21 protein-coding genes are annotated in these 19,824 nt (G+C 66.3%); 12 read left to right on the top strand and 9 right to left on the bottom strand.

The window, feature by feature from the left end:
* Positions 1–44 precede the first annotated feature (44 nt).
* Genes EAO80_RS10490 through EAO80_RS20350 form a run of 4 tightly spaced genes read left to right on the top strand, consistent with a single transcriptional unit; the run spans position 45 to position 5,798 of the window.
* The gene (locus EAO80_RS10490; RefSeq protein WP_122089845.1) at positions 45–2,564 is read left to right on the top strand and encodes a glycoside hydrolase family 3 N-terminal domain-containing protein; all 2,520 of its coding nucleotides are present in this window, start codon (positions 45–47) and stop codon (positions 2,562–2,564) included.
* Between the two features lie 53 nt (positions 2,565–2,617).
* Entirely contained in the window at positions 2,618–3,325 is a 708-nt protein-coding gene (locus EAO80_RS10485; RefSeq protein WP_122089844.1) for a TOBE domain-containing protein, read from the top strand.
* 25 nt (positions 3,326–3,350) lie between these two features.
* Complete coding sequence (gene hemL / locus EAO80_RS10480; protein ID WP_122089843.1) at positions 3,351–4,691, top strand: glutamate-1-semialdehyde 2,1-aminomutase; 1,341 nt, start codon at positions 3,351–3,353, stop codon at positions 4,689–4,691.
* Positions 4,692–5,798 carry a hypothetical protein gene (locus EAO80_RS20350; RefSeq protein WP_245998575.1) on the top strand — a complete coding sequence of 369 codons (1,107 nt, stop codon included), beginning with the start codon at positions 4,692–4,694 and terminating at the stop codon, positions 5,796–5,798. It begins immediately after the preceding gene.
* A 39-nt stretch (positions 5,799–5,837) separates the two neighbouring features.
* Here the strand turns inward: EAO80_RS20350 and EAO80_RS10465 are convergent, their stop codons facing one another.
* Complete coding sequence (locus EAO80_RS10465) at positions 5,838–6,524, bottom strand: helix-turn-helix domain-containing protein (RefSeq protein WP_122089842.1); 687 nt, start codon at positions 6,522–6,524, stop codon at positions 5,838–5,840.
* A gap of 135 nt (positions 6,525–6,659) precedes the next feature.
* Here EAO80_RS10465 and hemC point away from each other — a divergent pair, with 135 nt between their 5' ends.
* Genes hemC through EAO80_RS10450 form a run of 3 tightly spaced genes read left to right on the top strand, consistent with a single transcriptional unit; the run spans position 6,660 to position 9,309 of the window.
* On the top strand, positions 6,660–7,802 hold the full coding sequence (hemC, locus tag EAO80_RS10460; RefSeq protein WP_122089873.1) for a hydroxymethylbilane synthase: 1,143 nt from the start codon (positions 6,660–6,662) through the stop codon (positions 7,800–7,802).
* Positions 7,799–8,563, top strand: a complete 765-nt coding sequence (gene cobA, locus EAO80_RS10455; protein ID WP_122089841.1) for a uroporphyrinogen-III C-methyltransferase — start codon at positions 7,799–7,801, stop codon at positions 8,561–8,563. Before hemC ends, cobA begins: the two co-directional genes overlap by 4 nt.
* Entirely contained in the window at positions 8,560–9,309 is a 750-nt protein-coding gene (locus EAO80_RS10450) for a uroporphyrinogen-III synthase (RefSeq protein WP_122089840.1), read from the top strand. Before cobA ends, EAO80_RS10450 begins: the two co-directional genes overlap by 4 nt.
* Here EAO80_RS10450 and EAO80_RS10445 read toward each other — a convergent pair.
* Together EAO80_RS10445 and EAO80_RS10440 are read right to left on the bottom strand one after the other, a co-directional pair.
* Complete coding sequence (locus EAO80_RS10445) at positions 9,297–10,313, bottom strand: S66 family peptidase (RefSeq protein ID WP_122089839.1); 1,017 nt, start codon at positions 10,311–10,313, stop codon at positions 9,297–9,299. The genes EAO80_RS10450 and EAO80_RS10445 overlap by 13 nt on opposite strands.
* 39 nt (positions 10,314–10,352) lie before the next feature.
* Entirely contained in the window at positions 10,353–10,679 is a 327-nt protein-coding gene (locus EAO80_RS10440; RefSeq protein ID WP_122089838.1) for a hypothetical protein, read from the bottom strand.
* Positions 10,680–10,761: 82 nt separating this feature from the next.
* Between EAO80_RS10440 and EAO80_RS10435 the strand changes: the two genes are divergently transcribed.
* Both EAO80_RS10435 and EAO80_RS10430 read left to right on the top strand, forming a co-directional pair.
* The gene (locus tag EAO80_RS10435; protein WP_122089837.1) at positions 10,762–12,171 is read left to right on the top strand and encodes a DHHA1 domain-containing protein; all 1,410 of its coding nucleotides are present in this window, start codon (positions 10,762–10,764) and stop codon (positions 12,169–12,171) included.
* Between the two features lie 31 nt (positions 12,172–12,202).
* Complete coding sequence (locus EAO80_RS10430) at positions 12,203–12,559, top strand: DUF7475 family protein (RefSeq protein WP_122089872.1); 357 nt, start codon at positions 12,203–12,205, stop codon at positions 12,557–12,559.
* Between the two features lies 1 nt (position 12,560).
* On the opposite strand, the gene EAO80_RS10425 is transcribed toward EAO80_RS10430, so the two are convergent.
* Positions 12,561–13,220 (bottom strand): helix-turn-helix domain-containing protein, encoded by a 660-nt coding sequence (locus tag EAO80_RS10425; protein ID WP_122089836.1) that lies wholly within the window; start codon positions 13,218–13,220, stop codon positions 12,561–12,563.
* Between the two features lie 432 nt (positions 13,221–13,652).
* Between EAO80_RS10425 and EAO80_RS10420 the strand changes: the two genes are divergently transcribed.
* Together EAO80_RS10420 and EAO80_RS10415 are read left to right on the top strand one after the other, a co-directional pair.
* Entirely contained in the window at positions 13,653–13,976 is a 324-nt protein-coding gene (locus tag EAO80_RS10420) for a DUF5783 family protein (RefSeq protein WP_122089835.1), read from the top strand.
* A 43-nt stretch (positions 13,977–14,019) separates the two neighbouring features.
* Entirely contained in the window at positions 14,020–14,382 is a 363-nt protein-coding gene (locus EAO80_RS10415; RefSeq protein WP_122089834.1) for a NifU family protein, read from the top strand.
* Here EAO80_RS10415 and EAO80_RS10410 read toward each other — a convergent pair.
* The 4 genes from EAO80_RS10410 to EAO80_RS10395 form a co-directional block, all read right to left on the bottom strand.
* Positions 14,379–15,269 (bottom strand): ketopantoate reductase family protein, encoded by an 891-nt coding sequence (locus EAO80_RS10410; RefSeq protein WP_122089833.1) that lies wholly within the window; start codon positions 15,267–15,269, stop codon positions 14,379–14,381. The genes EAO80_RS10415 and EAO80_RS10410 overlap by 4 nt on opposite strands.
* Before the next feature lie 3 nt (positions 15,270–15,272).
* On the bottom strand, positions 15,273–15,602 hold the full coding sequence (locus tag EAO80_RS10405; protein WP_122089832.1) for a DUF7130 family rubredoxin-like protein: 330 nt from the start codon (positions 15,600–15,602) through the stop codon (positions 15,273–15,275).
* Between the two features lie 79 nt (positions 15,603–15,681).
* Positions 15,682–16,005 carry a DUF7130 family rubredoxin-like protein gene (locus EAO80_RS10400; protein ID WP_122089831.1) on the bottom strand — a complete coding sequence of 108 codons (324 nt, stop codon included), beginning with the start codon at positions 16,003–16,005 and terminating at the stop codon, positions 15,682–15,684.
* Positions 16,006–16,043: 38 nt separating this feature from the next.
* Positions 16,044–17,267: a cytochrome P450 gene (locus EAO80_RS10395; RefSeq protein WP_122089830.1), complete on the bottom strand. Its 1,224-nt coding sequence runs from the start codon at positions 17,265–17,267 to the stop codon at positions 16,044–16,046.
* A 91-nt stretch (positions 17,268–17,358) separates the two neighbouring features.
* Between EAO80_RS10395 and EAO80_RS10390 the strand changes: the two genes are divergently transcribed.
* On the top strand, positions 17,359–17,574 hold the full coding sequence (locus EAO80_RS10390; RefSeq protein WP_122089829.1) for a hypothetical protein: 216 nt from the start codon (positions 17,359–17,361) through the stop codon (positions 17,572–17,574).
* Between the two features lie 13 nt (positions 17,575–17,587).
* Here the strand turns inward: EAO80_RS10390 and polC are convergent.
* Positions 17,588–19,824, bottom strand: a 2,237-nt coding sequence (gene polC / locus EAO80_RS10385; protein ID WP_122089828.1) for a DNA polymerase II large subunit, incomplete at its 5' end; no start/stop codon positions are given.

Genomic DNA, 19,824 nt, shown 5'->3' with positions numbered 1-19,824 from the left:
GTATTAAATACCATTATGGATAAGTCAAGGGTAGTTGGTTGAAAATGACTGACACACGAAAGTCACGTGGGGAGGAGAGGAGCGAGTCGACCGGTCCGTCGCGGCGGACGTTTCTCGCGGCCGGGGCGACCTCGGTTCTGGGGCTCGGCCTCGGATCGGTCGGTATCGCGGGCGCGGAACCGAGCGCGGATGAAGACATCGGGGCGCTGATCGAGGAGATGACCCTCGCGGAGAAGGTGAGTCGAACCCACGGCGCCGAGGACGGACCGGAAGGGATCGCCGGCTACCTGCAGGGAATCGAGCGCCTCGACGTATCGGGGATGGGGATGGCCGACGGTCCACCGGGTGCGTCGCTCGGCGAGCCGACGACCGACTTCCCCCACCCCGTCGCGTCGGCCGCGACGTTCGAGCCCGACCTGGTCTTGGAACAGGGGGCAGCGATCGCACGCGAGACCAAGGACGGTGGCGTCTCGGTTCACCTCGCCCCCTCGATGGACGTCTTCCGTCAGCCGCTTCACAGCCGCGCCGGGGAGACCTACGGCGAAGATCCACACCTAGCTGCGGCGATGGCCGCGGCCTACACCGGCGCCGTCCAGTCCGAGGGCGTGATCGCGACGCTGAAACACTTCGTCGCGTACAACCAGACGCGGGGAACCGGCGGCGTCGAGGACTACTTCTCGACCTCCGAACACGACGTCAGCGTCGGCGAGCGGGCGCTTCGGGAGATCTACTATCCACCGTTCAAGGCGGCCGTCACGGAGGGTGATGCCGGTGCGGTCATGCCCGCGTACAACCGCGTCAACGGCACGTTCTGCAGCGAGAACCGGAAACTGCTGCGCGACGTGCTGAAGGGCGAGTGGGGCTTCGACGGGTTCGTCGTCTCCGACTGGGGCGGGACCCACAGCACCGTCGACGCCGCGGAAAACGGGCTCGATATCGAGATGCCCGCCGCGGAGTACTTCGGCGAGGCACTCGAAGAAGCGGTCGAAGACGGCGAACTCGACGAGTCGGTCGTCGACGGGATGGTCGAGCGGGGGCTGCGCTCCCAGGAGGCGATCGGCGCGCTCTCGGGAGAGCGACTCGGCCACGACCCGGTACGCGGGACCGACGACCACTTCGACCTCGCACACCGGATCGCCAAGGAGGGGACCGTTCTCCTAGAAAACGACGGCGTGCTCCCGCTCGACGACACGGAGATCGACGAGGTCGCGCTGATCGGCTGGGAGCCCGAGACGTTCGTCAACAGCGTCGGGGGAAGCGACGCGGTCGATCCCATCAGGGACGTCGGCCCCGTCGAGGGAATCGAGAGCGTCGCCGACGTGTCGGTGACGACCGCCTCGCCGGACGAGTCGGAGCCGCTGGCGCCCGATGACGGCTTCACCTACGCATACTACGAGAGCGATGACCGCTCGGGTTCGCCGAGCGAAACGGGGACGGTGTCCGAGATCGCTTTCGAGGGCGAGGCCGTCTCGGTCGAGTGGGAAGGACGGATCAGCCCCGAGGAGTCGGGGGCCTTCGAGTTCGTTCTCACGAGTCAGGGCGAGAGCACCCTCTTCGTCAACGGCGAGGCGGTCGTCGAGAACCTCGGCGGCGGCTTCGCCGGGCCGAAGACCGAGCGGGTCGCAACCGAGCTGTCGGCTGGCGAGGAGTACACGGTCCGCGTCGAGACAGACGGCGGCGCGCCCGTGACGGTCGAGTGGACCCGCCCGAGCGCGATCGAGACCGTCGCCGAGGTCGCCGCTGGCGCCGACGTGGCGATCGTCCTCGCGAAGACCGATACGAGCTACGGCGACGACCGCAAGCGCTTCGACCTGCCGGGCAACCAGAACGCCGTCATCGACGCCGTCTCGGAGGCCACCGACGAAACGGTCGTCCTCCTGAACACCGAGTCGCCGGTCGCGATGCCCTGGCTCGACTCGGTATCGGCACTGATGCAACTGTGGTTCCCCGGTCAGGAGGGAGGCCGGGCGGTGGCGGACCTGCTCTTCGGCCACGCGAACCCCTCCGGGAAGACGCCGGTGACGTTCGCCGCGGCGGTCGAGGACTACCTGCCCGGCGCGGTCGCGACCCTCCCGAACGAGGCCGAGGCCTACCCCGGCGTCGACGGGACGGTGTACTACGACGAGGGCGTCTTCGTCGGCTACCGGGACTTCGACGAGCGCGGGGTCGAACCGCTGTTCCCGTTCGGCCACGGCGAGTCGTACACCGACTTCGAATACTCGGACCTGCGGGTCGACCCCGGTCGTCTCCCGCGAAACGGGCAGGTGAACGCCGTTCTCCACGTCGAGAACACCGGCGATCGGGCGGGAAAGGAGGTCGTCCAAGCGTACGTCCGCGACGAGGAAGCGAGCGTCGAGCGTCCACCGAAGGAGCTCACGGCCTTCGAGAAGGTCACGCTGGAGCCCGGCCAACGGTGTGCCGTCACGCTTTGTATCGACGCCGACGATCTGGGTTATTACGACGACGAATCCGAGTGCTGGGTGACCGAACCCGGCGCGTTCGAACTGCTCGTGGGGAGTTCCTCGCGGGACGTCCGCCTCTCGGAGCGCTTCGAGGTCCGATAGCGCACTACTGATCGCTGGATTGATCCCCCCGTCCGTCGGAGATAGCGTATCCCATGGACGAGGACCGGGACGTCCGCAGCGCGGTCGAAACGGGGTTGGCCGTCGACGAGGAGGTCGTCACCGACCGCGACGTCGAGTTGCTCCGTGCGATCGCCGAGCACGGCTCGATCCACGCGGCTACAGGCGAGTTGGAACGCTCCTACGCGCACGCCCAGCGCCGGGTCGTCGAACTGGAGGCGGCGCTCGGCCCGCTGGTCGAACGCCAACGGGGCGGGTCGGGCGGCGGTGGGAGTTCGCTCACCGACGGGGCACGCGAGTTGCTCGAACGGTTCGACCGCCTCGAAACCGCCGCGGAGGGGCTGACGGCCGTCGAGGAGACGGTGCTTTCGGGTCGGGTGATCGAGCGCGAGGGCGAACTCGGCGTCGTGGAGTGCGATCCGGGGGAGGTTCGCGCGCTCGTTCCCCCGGAGGGCGAGGCAGTCGCGGTGGCGATCCGCTCGGACGCGATCACGCTGACGCCGCCCGAGGAGGCGCCCGCGCCCGACGAGACGAGTGCTCGGAACCGATTCGAGGGCACTGTAGAACGCGTCGAGAGCGGCGAATCGGTCGCCCACGTCCGAGTCGGGGTCGGGGACGGAACGGTGCTGGTCGCGCTCGTGACCCGTGCGAGCGTCGAGCGACTCGGCCTCGAACCCGGCCGGGCGGTCGTCGTCTCGTTCAAGGCGACGGCGACGCGCGCGACGCCGACCCGTCCCGATTAAGTAGCCCGAAACCCGGAATTGGGGTATGACCCTCGAGAACTCCCGCGAGCTGTACGACAGGGCGCTGTCGGTCCTTCCCGGAGGAGTGAACTCGCCAGTGAGAGCCTCGATCCAGCCGTACCCCTTCTTCGTCGAGCGCGGCGACGGCGGGCACGTCATCGACGCCGACGGCAACCGGTATATCGACTGGGTGATGGGGCTCGGGCCGCTGCTTTTGGGCCACGACCTGCCCCAGTCGGTCGAATCCGCGATCCAGAAACAGGCCAGCGCCGGCCCGATGTACGGCGCGCCCACCGAGATCGAGGTCGAGCTCGCGGAGTTCGTCGCCCGTCACGTTCCGAGCGTCGAGAAGGTCCGCTTCGTCAATTCGGGTACTGAGGCCACCGTCTCGGCCGTGCGACTCGCACGGGGCTACACGGGGAGGGAGAAGATCGTCGTCATGCAAGGGGGCTATCACGGTGCCCAGGAGTCGACGCTGGTCGAGGGCGATTCCGATGATCCGTCCCCGAGTTCGAAGGGCGTTCCCCAGTCCTTTGCCGAGCACACGATCCCGGTGCCGTTCAACGACACCGAAGCCGTAGAGCGCGTCTTCGAGGAGCGCGGCGAGGAGATCGCGGGCGTGCTCGTCGAGCCGATCCTCGCGAACAAGGGAATCGTCACTCCAGTGGACGGCTACCACGAGACACTCAGAAAACTCACCCGCGAGCACGGCTCGCTGTTGATCTTCGACGAGGTCATCACCGGCTTTCGCGTCGGCGGGCTCGCCTGCGCACAGGGGAAGTTCGACGTCACCCCCGATGTAACGACCTTCGGCAAGATCGTCGGGGGAGGCTTTCCGGTCGGCGCGATCGGCGGCCGGGCGGAGGTCATCGAGTCGTTCACCCCGTCGGGCGACGTCTTCCAGGCCGGCACGTTCTCGGGGCACCCGGTGACGATGGCGGCGGGGCTGGAAACGCTGAAGTACGCCGCCGAAAACGGCGTCTACGACCACGTGAACGCGCTCGGCGAGCAGTTACGGTCGGGCCTGACCGACATCTGTGCCGAGCAGGCCCCCGAGTACACCGTCGCGGGGACCGACAGCGTCTTCAAGGTCCTCTTCACGCGCGATACACCCGTCGAAGGCGAGGGCCAGTGTGAGAGCGGCTGTGAACAGCGCACCGACTGTGCGCGCTACACGCACTGTCCGAAGACGGGCGCGGACGTCGGAAAGACGGAAATCGAGCGCTGGAACCGCCTGCTTCGGCCCGCGATGTTCGATCAGGGGGTATTCCTCAGTCAGAACGGGTTCGAGTCGCAGTTCGTGAGCGATTCGCATACCGAGGAGGACGTCGAGGAGACCCTCGAAGCGTACAAACACGCCCTGTAGATGGAGCGAGGATCGTGGTATCGCCTGCTCGAAACCCTGCTGTTCGCCCTTCCGCCCGTGATCGGCGTCGGGATCATCGGTCTGCTGCAGGACCATCCCGACCCCCTCGTCGGACGAACCATCCTCGTGGTGGCGAGCGTCGGCGGGCTGGCGATCCGGATCGGGGTCCCGATCTGCCTGTTTTTCGACGGCCGTCACCTTCGCAAGCGCGGATCGTGGCGCGTGAACTACCAGCTGTACGCACTCGCGGCGCTGGTGGTCTCCGCACCGCTGGTCGGGATCGTCTACCTCTATCGGCGACACGAACGGGTCGCGGTCGCGCCGGGCTGGGACGGGTGGTGGGTCCTCGTCGCCGCCTCGCTCAGTGGATCGTTGTCGGGGATCCCCGTGGCTCTGATCGCGTACGTGCTGGCGTTGCCCGCGTCGGTGGTCGCGATCCCGGCGACCTTCGGGGCGCTCGCACTGGCGGTGTTTCCCGTCGCGATCTACCGGGACGCGCGGTACGTCCACACGACGACCACCGGCTGGCGACCAAACCCCGGACTCTACCTCGGGCTCGCGTTTCTCAGCCTGCTCGTTCCCCCCGTCCAGCCGCCGCTTGCGGCCTACTATCTCCTGCGGCGTTCGACGGTTCTGCGGTACTCGTGGCGGATCACTGATAAACTGGTTGCCGGTGCAAGCGCCGTCACGAAACGCGGGCCGAGTGTATCTCCTGTCGCGATGGCACACACGTTCACCGAGGACGACGAAGGCAAGAGCGTCGTCAACGACCAGGGCGAGGACGTCGGCATCATCGCTGATGTCGAGCACGGTACCGCCTACGTCGACCCCGATCCCGGGTTGACGAACAAAATCAAGTCGAAACTCGGCTGGGACGACCGCGACGAGGACACCTATCCGCTGCAGGAAGAAGCCGTCGAGTCGGTCACCGGCGGCGAAGTACGCCTCGCATCGGCCGGCACGGCCGGAACGGGCGCCGGCGTCGGTACCGGCAGCTCGACGGACGACACCGGCATCACCGACGACGATGGTCTGTTGGACGACAACGACGATACCGTCGGCAACGACGATGACGGGTTGCTCGACGACGACGATACGCGCCGGTAGACTCGCCGCCCCTGAGCGAGGTACGGGAGACCGTCCGGCTCAGGACCCATCGCGATCGATTTCTTCGAACCCGGAGGGCTCACGACCAGCGATCAGCCCGGACTCGATGAGGTTTCGGTGGCCCCGACGCAATCGCTCCGAGAGCGCCTGGTGTGAGACGTCGAGTCGCTCGGCGAACTCCCCGAGCGTGAGCTCGCGCGGGATCTCGTAGTAGCCGCGTTCGACCCCCTCGATCAGCGTTCGGTGCTGGCGGGCCGTCAGCCCGTAGCGTCTGTGGCGCTGTCCTTCGAGCTCGTAGATGCTGGTGATCTCGAACTCGATGTCGGCCGCTCGGCAGTGATCGTGGACCGTCGACAACGCGTCGTGATCGGGAAAGAGCAGGCGGAGCTGCCAGTGGTCGTCGCTCCCGGTCGCCGAGAGGACCGTCGAGTCAGCCTCGAGGACGGCGTGAACCAGAAGGCGAGTCGATCCCACCCAGTCCATCCGATAGAGGCGCTCGGTCTCAAGCGTCGAGACACACTCGAACTCCCCGACGGACGAGTCGTCCCCCAGAGCGGCCTCGAAGCGCTCGAACTCGCTCGTCCGGACCCAGACGAACGGCACGAGCGCCCGCTCGCCGTGGGCGGCGACGCGCTCGACTTCGAGTTCGGCGTCGGGGACGGCGGCGAGCGTCTCGCACAGCGCGAACTCCGTCGTCGGCACCGAGAGCTCCGCGATCGTTCCCATGTCTCGTTCAAAACGGCTGACGGGATAAGGGTGGGTAAATGTCGGATGAGGTGTGTTTCGTGGCGAGGTCGGGGAGGACAAGCCGGCGGTGACGATAACCGGCAGTATATGTGCGTCGGGGGCCGAAACGCCGGTATGACCACGCCATCGGACCCGATTCGGCTGGCGACGCGCGGATCGGACCTCGCGCTCGCCCAGGCCGAGACGGTAAAGCGAGCGCTCTCGGGGCGTCGCCGGGAGGTCGAGCTCGTCACCGTCGAGACGACTGGCGACCGGATCAGCGACGAACTCATCCACCGCCTCGGCAAGACCGGGGCGTTCGTACGCAGCCTCGACGAGAAGGTACTGGAGGGAGAGGTAGAGGGCGCGATCCACTCGATGAAGGACATGCCGACCGAGGAGTCGGAACTGGTGGTCGCCGCCGTCCCCAAACGCGGAACGCCCGGCGACCGACTGGTGACCCCAGAGGGGACGACCCTCGAGGAGCTTCCGGAGGGCGCGACGGTCGGCACCGGCAGCCTCCGACGGGGCGCCCAGTTGCTCGCACAGCGCCCGGACCTGACCGTCGAACCCCTGCGAGGCAACGTCGATACCCGGGTCGAAAAGCTGCTCTCGAAGTCGCTCAACGAGGAGTACGACCGGCGGGTCGCCGCCGACGAGGAACGAAAGGCCAACACGGACGAGGACTTCGAGCCGGCGTTCGACCAACGGCCCGAGGAGTGGGTCGAGGGGCTCTCCGAGCGCGAGCGCCGGGCGTTCGAGCGAAGCGAGCCGTTCGACGCGATCGTGCTCGCCGCGGCCGGGCTCGAACGCTCGGGGCTGGATCGGGAGATACCCACGAGAGAGCTTCCCGTGGAGTCGTTCGTCCCCGCGGCGGGCCAGGGCGCCCTCGCGGTGGCGATGGCGGATACCGACCTCGCCCGTGAGGTCAACGACGCGCTCGACCACCCGCGGAGCCGTGTCGAGACGACCGTCGAGCGCACGGTCCTCGCGACGCTCGGCGGCGGCTGTGTCGCCCCGATCGGGATCCACGCGGTGATCCAGGGTGAGTACGTCCGCACGCGTGTGCAGGTACTCGCCAGAGGGGGCGAGCCGACCATCTCGGTAACTCGCGACCTCCCGGTCGAACGACACGCGGAGGCCGCCCGCGAGCTCGCCGAGGAGCTCGCAGATCGGGGCGCCCGCGAGCTGATCGAGGAGGCAAAGCGCGAAGCGAGCGAGGAGGAGGTCGATCCGGAACGAACCGAGGAGGACGGAACCGGGGAGAACGGGAAATGACCGGCACCGTTCATCTGGTGGGGAGCGGGCCGGGCGACCCCGAACTGCTGACGGTGAAGGCAAAGCGGTTGATCGAAGACGCGGACGTCGTGCTCCACGACAAGCTTCCAGGCCCGGAGATCATCGAGTCGATCCCGGAGGAGAAACGCGAGGACGTGGGCAAGCGCGCGGGCGGCGAGCGAACCGGTCAGGAAGCGATCAACGAGCGACTGCTCGAACTCGCCCGCGCGGGCAAGACGGTCGTTCGGCTGAAGGGCGGCGACCCGTTCGTCTTCGGGCGTGGGGGCGAGGAACTGGCGTACCTCCGCGAGCGCGGAATCGAGGTCGAGGTCGTCCCCGGGATCACCTCGCCCATCGCCGCCCCCGCCGTCTTCGGGATCCCGGTCACCCACCGCGATCACGCTTCCAGTGTTTCGTTCGTCACGGGTCACGAGGACCCAACCAAGGACGAATCGGCGGTCGACTGGGAGGCGCTCGCCGCGACGGGCGGAACCATCGTCGTGCTGATGGGCGTCGGCAAACTGCCGGAGTACACCCGCGCGCTGCGTGAGGCCGGCATGGACCCCGAGACGCCGGTCGCGCTGGTCGAGCGCGGGACCTGGCCCGACGGGCGGGCGGTCGCGGGCACCCTCGAGACGATCGTTTCGGTGCGCGACGAGGAAGGCATCGAGCCGCCCGCGGTGACGGTGATAGGCGGGGTCGCGGGGCTGTACGCGGACGGAGTGGACGGTTCGATGGAGAACTCGGGGGGAGACGGATGAGCCAGGAGACACGGATCGCCGTCTTCCGGCCGGACGACGAGCGCCTCGCTGAAGCCGTCGACCTCCTTGAATCGCTCGGTGCCGATCCGATAGCCGACCCGATGCTCGCGGTCGAGCCCACGGGCGCGACCCCACGGGAAGACACCGATTACACGGTCCTGACGAGCAAGACAGGCGTCGAGTTGGCGGCCGATGCGGGCTGGCGCCCGTCGGACTCGGGAGCCGTCTGTGCGATCGGCGACAGAACGGCCAGAGCGCTTCGGGAGGCGGGCTACGAGGTCGACCTGATCCCCGAGGAGTTCTCCTCCGCGGGGCTCGTCCACGCACTCGAAAGCGAGGTCGCCGGCTCACGCGTCGAGGTCGCCCGCTCGGATCACGGCAGTTCCGTCCTCACCGACGGGCTGAACGACGCGGGCGCGTACGTCCATGAGACGGTGCTTTACAGGCTGATCCGCCCGCCGGAATCGGGCGTCTCGGCCGAGCGGGCCGCCGCCGGCGAGTTGGAGGGCGCGCTGTTTACCTCCTCGCTGACCGTCGAGCACTTCCTCGCTGCCGCGGCCGAGCGGGGGCTGCGCGAGGAGGCGATTACGGGCCTTTCTACTGCGGTCGTCGGCGCGATCGGGGGACCGACCCGCGAGACGGCCGAACGGGCGGGGGTGGATGTGGACGTCGTTCCCGACGCGGCGAGCTTCGAGGAACTGGCCTGCGACGTCGTCGAGCGGGCCGCCCCGAGCTATCGCGGCTGAGGGAACCGGATCGCCCGCCCGGCCGGGTCGATCGTCATAGGGGCGCCCAGCGGGAGGGGAAGGTCGGGTGCGGGGTGACCGAAATCGAGGTCGAAGACGATCGGCAGGTCGGCGTACTCGTCGACGGTGTTCGCAATGGTACGCCGTTGGCGGCTGCGATATTTATCCCGTTCGTCGCCCCCAGGCGTTTCTGGCTTGCCGACGACGAGCGCCTCACAGGCCTCGAGCATCCCCCGTTCGCCCAGCGCCATGAAGAACCGCTCGACGACCGCGGGCTCGGGGGTCTCCCCGGAGGTCTCGACCGCGAGGATCCGCCCCTCGCAGCTCTCGCGAGTGAAGTAGGGCGTGTCGGTCAGCAGCTGGGATTCGAGCATCGCGAGACAGCCCCCGACCACGGGTGCGGTGAGGACTTTCTCGGTCGCGTTGTGCCAGCGCCAGCCCCCGCTTTCGAACCAGGTGCGGGGCAGGTCGCTCGCGAGGTCGTAGTACTCGTCGGTCCACTCCCCAGTGGGCTCGAGCGAGCCGAAGGGCGTCTCGAACAGCGCGCGCTCGACGTACTCGCGGGTGGTCGGATGCATCCGCGGGTCGGCGACCAAATCGGGGAACAGCTGGGCGCCATAAAACGAAACGAGTCCGAGGGAGTCGAGAAACAGGTGCAGGTGAGTGTTGTCGCTCGCGCCGAAAAACCGCGTGGGGTTCTCACGAAGCCGGTCGGGATCCAGATACGGGAGCATCTGGAGTTCGCAGTTGCCCCCGAACGCGGCGATCACTCCCCGAATATCCTCGCGCTCGAACGCGCGATGGACGTCCTCGGCGCGCCCTTCGGGGTTCGCCCGGAGCCACTCGGTGGTGCGGGTCGCAGTGTCGAACAGTTCGACGTCGAGGTCGAACGAGCGAAGCCGCTCGATACCCCGTGAGAGCGCGCCGTTCGGGGCGGCGTGTGAGGGTGCGATCACGGCGACGGTGTCGCCGCGGGAGAGCGGTGGCGGGTAGGTGGCGTTCATACCGACGCCACGGCAGGCGGGCGTTTTTCGGTTTCGCCTTCATGCGAGCTCGCGGCCCTTCGTTCCCAGCGTGAACAGGCCAACAACTGCGAACAGGACGCCGACGAGGGCGCTTTCGGTAACGTACATCGAAACCCCGAACGCCGTCAGCCCGAGCGCGAACGCGACCTGAAAGCGCGGATCGAGCAGACCCGTGACGAGGACGCCAACCGCGAGGACGAGCGTGACGTAGACGCCGACCAATCCCGGCAGTGCGGCGACGGGACCCGCTTCCCGGACCGTCAGAACCGTCGAGACGAGCGAAACCGCGAGCAGGCCCACGACCAGCAGTTTCGTGAGGAGCGTCACCGTCGAATCCGAGAGCATACGTGCGGGTAGGCGGGATCGGAGGTTAACGTCGGCGCTTCACTCCGGAAGTTTATACCCGACGACGGGCCAAGGGTGTGCAATGACCGGCCCGGTCCCCGAACTCGACGAGCGAGCGAGCGCCTGCGCGGAGCGGATCGCCGCGTCCGAGGAGGTGTTGCTCGCCTCGCACATCGACGCCGACGGGCTGACGAGCGCAGGGATCGCCGCAAGCGCGCTCGAAAGAGCGGGGATCGCCTTCGAGACGACGTTCGCGAAACAGCTCGACGCCGACGAACTGGAGACGATTGCCACCCACCGCTCCGAGACGGTCCTCTTTACCGACTTCGGAAGCGGGCAGCTCGATCTCATCGCCGAGCACGAGAATCGAGGTGATTTCACCCCCGTGATCTGCGATCACCACCAGCCCGCCGACGCCGACACCGAGTTCCACTGTAACCCCTTGTTAGAGGGATTGAACGGCGCCTCGGAGCTCTCGGGGGCCGGAACCGCGTATCTCCTCGCACGCGCACTCGAAGATGACACCGACAATCGGGATCTCGCGGCGCTGGCGGTCGTCGGGGCGGTCGGCGACATGCAGTCGAGCGACGGCGGGCTCGTCGGGGCGAACGAGGCGATCGTCGAAGAAGGCGTCGAGGCGGGCGTCCTCGAAGCGAACACCGACCTCGCGCTCTACGGAACCCAGACCCGGCCGCTCCCCAAACTACTGGAGTACACGAGCGACATCGGGATTCCGGGGATTTCGGGCGATGCCAACGGAACTCTCAGGTTCCTCGACGACCTCGACCTCGATCTGCGCGAGGACCGCGAGTGGCGCTGCTGGGCGGATCTCGACGGGGACGAGCGAAAAACGGTCGTAAGCGCGCTGATCCGTCGAGCGGTCGCAAGCGGCGTCCCGGCCGAGAAGATCGACGGGCTGACCGGGACGACCTACACGCTCGTCGGGGAGAAGTCCGGCACCGAGCTTCGCGATGCGAGCGAGTTCTCGACCGTGTTGAACGCGACCGCGCGCTACGAGCGGGCGGACGTGGGCCTCGCGATCTGTCTCGGGGATCGCAAGGAGGCGCTCGATGCCGCCCGAACGCTACTGGGAAGCCACCGCCGGAACCTCTCGGAGGGGCTCCAGTGGGTGAACGAAACCGGCGTCGAAAGCGAAAGACACCTCCAGTGGTTCGACGCCGGGGACCGGATCCCTGATACGATCGTCGGGATCGTCGCGGGGATGGCGCTCGGGTCGGACGGCATCAGCAGGGAAAAACCGATCGTCGCCTTCGCCGAGAAGGACGAGGAACACATGAAGGTCTCGACACGGGGAACACACGCCCTCGTTCGCCGGGGGCTCGACCTTTCGGCGGTAGTCGGTACGGCCGCGGGCGCGGTCGGCGGCGACGGGGGCGGCCACGACGTCGCCGCCGGAGCGACGGTGCCGAAAGACGAAATCGAAGCGTTCGTCGCCCACGCGGATCGGCTCGTCGGCGAGCAGTTGGCGTGAGAACGAAGTACGTGCCAACTATACGATGGATATGGTACGATTCGACACGAATCCGTTGACATCGGTTCACTGGATCGCGATCGCATTGGCGGCGCTGAGCGGTGCGATCCACCTCCTGCTGGGAGTGATCGTGCCCGCCCTCGCGCTACGGGCGAGCTTCCTGGTCGCCGGTGTCGGCTTCTTCGTCGGGATCGGGCTCGTACTCGCGGAGTACCGCCGGCCGCTGGTCTACCTGCTGGGGATCCCGTTTACCGCGGGACAGATCGTCCTCTGGTACGTCATCGTGGGGCCGACGCTCGGAACGGTCGGGGTACTCGACGCGGTCGACAAACTCGCACAAGTGGTTTTGGTCGCGCTACTGGTCGTGCTGTACACGCGCGGGCGGTGAGCTACTCGTCCTCGCTGCCGATGATGACCGTGTTCTTCAGGACGCTCTTCTGGCCGCGTCGGAGGCGCTCGGAGAGCGCCTGGTGACTGATTCCGATCTCCGTCGCGAGGTCGGTGAGCGTGATCTCCCGGGGAACGTCGAAGTAGCCGTGTTCGTACGCTATTTCGAGGGTGTCTTGCTGTTCGTCCGTGAGGCCGAACCGGCCCTCGCGGCCGTCGTCGAGCTGGTAGATGCTCCGGATGTCTATCGTGAGTCCCGCGTCCTGACAGTAGTCGTAGGTTCGTGACAGCGCGTCGCGTTCGGCGAAAAGCACCCGGAGCTGCCAGCCCGATTCGTCGCCGAACGCGGCGAGGATCGAGCCCTGTTCCTCGACGAGGATCTGAATCAGCGTCTCGATGTGATCGACCCATTCCATCCGATAGAGCCACTCGCCGTCGAGTTCCGAGACGAGTTCGAGGTTCTCGACCGACTCGTCGCGATCGAGGGCCGCTTTGATCCGATCGCCGTCGTTGCCGGTGATCCAGACGAACGGCATGACGTGATCGGCGTCCTGGGCGACGAACCGCTCGACTTCGCACTCTATCTCGTCGAGTTCCGAAAACGTCCGTGAGAGGGCGAACTCCTCGAGAGGGAGTTCGAGTTCCACGATCGTAGCACTCATACGGTGGGGTACGTGGGGACGGGTAATACGCCCGTTGGATCGTCGCGCGACGATCGAGATTGTATATCTCGGTATAGAGTTTAATATCGATAGAAGGTGCGAACGGCGACTGTTCGAGCGGCGGTCTGTTCCGGTGGAAGGTGTAGTCCACGCTAATCGGCGGATCGATCGGTTCCGCGCTCCTGGAGGTATCCGAGCCGCTGGCGTCACTGGTGACCGATCAACGGTTTCGGTAACTCTCCTCGTGGAGTTGCTGACAAGACTGGATCGCTCGGTAGCGTCCGCGATGGTCGAATCACGGGACGCCAGGTCGGTCCAGTGCACGAGAGCGGCGAACCAACGATCCCACCAACTGATAAATCACGCTGGACGATATAGAACCAGAAATATCGACACCGTCCCGTTTTTACTCGCGCCGTTCGAGTGGTCGGTATGGCCGACTTCGACCCCGAGAAGTTCGAGGACAAGTACGTCCACTACTTCAACGAGCTCCAGCGATCGTACAAGAACGCCTTCGAGCAGATGAACGAGCGCTACGACTCCGAGCTGGTCCACGCGATCGACCAGCAGGTGTTGAACGAGAGCGAACCGCAGTACGACGAGGTGCACGGCGAGTTCTCAGTGGCTCTTCCAGAGGACCCCTACGGCCGAATACAGGGCGTGATCGTCGAGCACGATCGGTTCGACGAGATCCTCGAGGTCTACGTCGAGCGGATCGAGGCGGAGCTTCACCGGGTGCTCGGGGTCGAGCGCTGAGACAGTCCAAAGGTCTAAGAACGGTCGCGTCGTATGCGTGAATATGAGCACCGAAACGCAGGAAGCTGACGACCTCGAAGAGCGCATCAGTAACTTCCTGCGGCGCAACTTCCCGCAGATCCAGATGCACGGTGGCAGCGCCGCCATCCAGAACCTCGACCGCGAGAGCGGCGAGGTGACGATCCAGCTCGGCGGGGCCTGCAGCGGCTGTGGGATCTCGCCGATGACGATCCAGGCGATCAAGAGCCGGATGGTCAAGGAGATCCCCGAGATCAACAAGGTCAACGCCGAAACCGGCATGGGCGGCGACGGCGGGATGGGCGGCAGTGGCGGCATGAGCCCCTCGTTCCCCGGCGAAACCACCGACGACGAGTCGTCGGACGAAGGCCCGCAGGCGCCGTTCTAACGCAACTCGCGCGAGTTCTCCAACGTTTTCACCAGACCGACCAGCAGCGCGTTCGTCGGGACCGGCTCGACGGCGCGCTCGACGACGTAGCCGTTGATCGCGTCGATCTCGGTCCGACGGCCGCGCTCGATGTCCTGAGCCATCGAGGAGGTGTTCTCGCTAGTGGCCCGCACGACCCGGTGGAGGGCGCTAGTAGCCGCCTCGTCGGGCAAATCGACGCCGGTTTCGCGGGCGACGCGGGCGGTCTCACGTGCGGCCTCACGGGCGATCGGCCGCGCCGGTTCGCCGAGAACGGCGCCGTTTTCCGTCCCGGTGAGCGCCGTTACGGGGTTGACCCCGGCGTTAACGGCGCATTTCTCCCAGAGGCGCCGGGGCATGTCGGCGGCGACCGTCGTCTCGACGGTCGCCTCGGTGAACGCCTCACCGACTTCCGCCGCGAGGACGCTCCCGCCGCCATCGGGCGGGCCAAGGGCCACCCTCCCGATCCCGGTACATTCGACCTCGCCCGGCCCCATCAGTCGGGCGCCATAGCTCGCGGTACCGGCGAGCACGTGACAGTCGAGTTCGCGTTCGAGGCGCTGTTCGTTTCCCAACCCGTTCTGTAACGAGCAGACGGCCCCGAACTCGCCGGTAGAAAGAGTTCGGGCGGCCTCGTCGGTGTCGTAGCTCTTGACGGTAACCAATGCGAGATCTGCTTCGAGGCCGATCCCGTCGGTTGTTGCATCCGGAGAGACGTGGGTCTCGATCGTACCCGAAATCTGCAAGCCGTCCCGCCGGATCGCGGAAACATGGGGGTCGCGACCGACCAGCGTGACGCGGTGTTCGCGCGCGAGCAGTCCCCCGAGAAGGCTCCCCAAACTCCCCGCACCGAAGACGACGACCTCCATCCCTCAGTCTTCGGTCCAGTACATCAACGCCTCGCGCGGTTCGCCACAGTTGGGACACTCCTCGGGCAGTCCCTCGTCGATGCGGCCCATCTCGCCACACTCCATGCAGCGCCACATCAGGTTCGCCTCCCCGAACTCCCCGCCGGATCGGGCGTGCTCGACGCTCATCGCCTCGTAGCCCTCGCGCATCGTCACGTAGAAGCCCGCGTTGTCGAAGCCGCGAATGCTGCCCAGCCGGTTGCCGTCCTCGTCGAAGACGGGCTGGCCCATATCGAGGCGTTCGATCTCGTCGTCGTCCACGTCGTCCGGGATCTCCCCGCTATCTCCGACCATGAAGGGAGTTCGACGGCCGTCCATAAAACGCTACGGTGGCGACAGGGCGAGGACTCGTCGCGGGTTCCCGTCGGGATCGTCAGTCCTCGGTCCAGTACATCAGCGACTCCCTGGACTCGCCGCAGTTGGGACACTCCTCAGGCAGGCCCTCGTCGATGCGGCCCATCTCGCCACACTCCATACAGCGCCACATGAGTTCGGCCTCCCCGAACTCCCCGCCCGAACGGGCGTGTTCGGCACTCATGGCCTCGTATCCCTCGCGCATCGTAGTATAGAAGCCCGCGCTGTCGAACCCCCTGACCGTTCCCAGGCGGTTGCCGTCCCCGTCGAAGACCGGTTGGCCGAGGCCGATACGGGTGAGCTCCTCCTCGTCCACCTCGTCCGGTGTCTCCCCACTGCTCATGGGGATCCATTCGACCCTATAGGAGATAAAGACCCGCCTCAGACGGAGTATCGCAGCGGCAGCGACTCGACGCCGTAGATGAACGAGCTCCTGGTCGGTTCGAGTTCCGCGTCGGCGAACTCGACATGGGAGAGCCGGTCGAACAGCTCGGAAAGGGCGACCTCGGCCTCCAAGCGGGCAAGCGGCGCGCCCAGACAGTAGTGGGTGCCGTGGCCGAAGCCCAGATGTTGGTTGGGCGAGCGGTCGGGGATGAAGGAGTCGCCCTCGGAGAACTGCCGGTCGTCGCGGTTGGCCGAGCCCATCCAGACGATCACCCGCTCGCCCGAAGCGATGGTCTCGCCACCGACGGTCACGTCCTCGGTCGCGATGCGGGTCATCGCCTGCACCGGCGCGCGGTAGCGCAGCGTCTCCTCGATGGCCGACGTCGGCACCCTACCCGTGTCGGTGTAGGCGTCGAACAGGCCGTTGTTCCCGAAACACCGGACGGCGTTGGTGATCAGGTTCGTCGTCGTGATGTTACCCGCGACGAGCAGCAGTATACAGGTGCCCAGTACCTCCTCGCGGGGCAGGGGCTCGCCGTCGATCTCGGCGGTCGCGATCGTCGAAATCAGATCGTCCTGCGGGTTCTCGCGGCGTTCTTCGATAAGCTGGAGGAAATACATCCCCATCTCCTGTTGGACCGCCTGTTGGCGCTGTGCGAACTCCGCACCGCCCTCGTCGTCGCCCGCCGAGGAGACGATGGCGTCGGACCACTCCTTGAATCGATCGCGGTCCTCGACGGGCACGCCCAGCAGTTCGGCGATCACGACGACCGGTAGCGGATAAGCGAACTCGGAAACCAGATCGATCTCGCCCTCGCCTTCGAGGGCGTCGTCGAGGATCTCCCGTGTCAGCTCCCTGATCCGGGGTTCGAGCTCACGGATCGCCCGCGGACGAAACGAGTCCTCGACGACCCCCCGAAGCTCGTCGTGGCGCGGCGGGTCCTCGAAGAGCATCGTATCGAGGATCAGTCCCGCGCCCTCGCCCTCGGGTTCGACGAACTCGGTCGCCTTCGAGGGATCGACCGAGAAGGTCGCGTCGTCGTTCAGGATCCGTTTGACGTCGGCATACCGGAAGACGTCCCACGAGTTGCGGTCGGAATCGTAGCGAACGGGCGCGTTCTCGCGCATCTCGCGGTACCACCCGAACGGTTCGAGCCACGTCTCGCGCGTCGAGAGCGCCTCGGGAAACGCCTGCAACCCCTGCGGTTCGGCTGAACTCATAACTGTCAGTAGGATCGGGACACGCATCAACCTTCTGTGGGTCAGTAGAAGAGGCCGAAACATACAGTAGAATATAGGTTTAGTATCACTCATGAACTGGAACGTCAGCGCACCGCGAACGCGGCTCGAATGGGGGATCTTCGTGGGACTCTTGCTCGCGTTCTATGCGATCGTCACGTTCGTCACGACCGGGAACCTCGTCTCCTCGTTGGCGATGGCCGTCATTGCCGGCCTGCCGCTTGCGGGTGCCGTCGTCGTGGTCGTCGCCGCCTGGCGGATCGTAACAGGACAAGTCGGGAGCAATTGAACGGCCGGCTCGATCACATGAAGTCCGCGATCCCGCTCTGTTTGTTTTTGTCGTTCTCGAAGACGCTTTCGAGGGAGCGATCGAGGATCTTCAGGCGCTGTTTGGTGTATTCGCGACAGCCGTACTCCTCGGCGACGCGGGTCGCGGTGTCCATGTACTTGCTGACCGACCCCTCGTGGACGGTCAGGTTCACGTCCCCGCCGCAGTCCCGACATTCGCCCGAGAGGGGCATTCTGCGATACTTCTTCCCACAGGAGAGACAGCGCGTCTCCTGGCTGGAGAACGCTCTCAAGTTCCCGATCAGGTCGGGGAGGAAGTGGTACTCGATGACACGCTCCGCGACGTCTGTTTCGTCCACAGCGCGAAGTTTTCGCGCGAGTTCGAGCTGAGCGTCCATCTTCTCCATCATCGATCCCAGGGTTTTGTACGCCGAGAGGTCCGGTCCGAGCGCGATGTTCGAGGTGTCGTGGGTGTGGGCAAACCCGCGGTACTGGTCGTCGGTTCCGACCGACTCCTCCGCGAGCCTGATGTCGACCTCGCCGGGGTCGGCCATCTCGCGGGTCGCCTCGTAGAATTCGAGGGGGTAGCGCTCGACGACGTCCATGTTGTGGGCCTCGTCGTCGATCTCGGCGGGGTCGATCCGCGAGGACATCACGAGGGGGGCGTCCATCTGCCCGCCGCGTTTGTCCGGCAGGTACTCCTTCGAGAAGTTGAGCAGGCCGTCCATCAGCAACATCACACAGTCCTCATCGCCGTCACAGTTCCGGCGCTTCGAAGCGTGAAAGTACGGGTGGGCGTAGCCGACGGCGGCGCTCGTAAAGCCGATCACGCGGCCCACCACGGCAGCGCTGGTGTGGGGCGCCATCCCGAAAACGAGCTCGCCGACGAGTTCCTCGCGCTCTGAGACGTCGTAGAACGGTTCGAGGCCGTAGTAACGCTCGAGGAGGTCGTCGACGAAATCGGCCGTCTTGAGCAGGTGTTCGGCCGCGCCGTCCGAGAGGACGATGTCCTGAACCTTCAACTCGACCAACTGATCGGCGTGTTCAAGCGGGGCCCCCTCGATGTCCTCGTGATAGCCGAGTCGGTGGAACTCATCGACCGAAACGTCGAGTTCCTCGGGGCGGACGCTGCTGACGGGGAGGTCGGTCATGTCGTAGCGGATGGTGCCGTCCTTGAACGCCGAAACGCCGTGTTTCGCCCGGAGGACGCCCTTCTCCATCGGTTCGGGCGTCTTGTGTGACGACGTGAGTCCCTTGACTCCTTTCAGCGTCTCGAAGGAGCCCTCGCGCTCGCCGAGTGCGTCAAGCGCGTCGTGGTAGGCGTCGCCGATGTCGATCATCCGTCGGTCGACGCTCGTGCCCGCGACCTCACAGCGGGGACACTCGACCCGACCGGCCTCGTCGGGTTCGAGTTCCCTGTCGCAATCGGGACACTCGTAATGGGGGAACGTATTGGCCCCACAGCCGGGACAGTCCCCACGGAAAGTGTGGGTGCCACAGTCCTCGCACTCCCGACGGCCGACCCTCACCTCTATTTCGCCGGGTTTGTCCCGCATGTCGGGGGCGTACCGGGCGGCCTTCGCGACGTCGCGCTGGGGGCCGCCGGCCTCGCCGATCGGAAAGAGGGTATGGACCGCCGGACTGAGTTCGCGCTTCTCGGACTTCTCGGGCCGTCCCATCCGGTTGCCGATTCGGGTCGGGGCGCGTTCCCGCACGGCGAACGGTGCGACCTCCTCGACGGCCTTCATCGCGTTTTGTCCGCCGTCCCACGCGTGGGCCGCTTCGGAGAGCGAGTCCCACTCGCGGGTCAACTCTTCGGAGAAGCCCATCGTGGCGACGAGCGCGCGCCACTCGGGTATTGAAAGGGTCTCTGCGGTCTGGCGGTGTTCGACCAGCAGGGTTTCGAGTGCCTCTCGAACCACTTGTGTTCGAGTCAGTTCGAGTTCGCCCGCTGTGACCGTCCCCTCGTCGACGGCGTCGCCGAGCGCCTCGAACTGGGTAGTAGAAAGGTCGTGCCAGAGGTAGGTGTACTCGGGATGGAGCGGGGCGTCGTACTCGGTTGCCCAGTCGAGGGCCTCCTCGACGGCGGGTGATTCGAGGTCGATCCGTGGGGAATCGGCGAGCGCTTGAACGTTCACCTCGCTCTCTTCGAACTCCTGGATCCACCACTCGAAGGTATAGGACGCCGGCGCGAGCGGGTGGTTGTTCTCGACGAACTCCCCGAAGTTGACGAGGTACTCGCCGGCGTCGA

The sequence above is a fragment of the Halalkalicoccus subterraneus genome, from assembly GCF_003697815.1.
Taxonomy (GTDB): Archaea; Halobacteriota; Halobacteria; order Halobacteriales; family Halalkalicoccaceae; genus Halalkalicoccus; species Halalkalicoccus subterraneus.
Note: the sequence above shows the minus strand (reverse complement) of the source record. Positions and strands in the feature narration are given on the sequence as shown.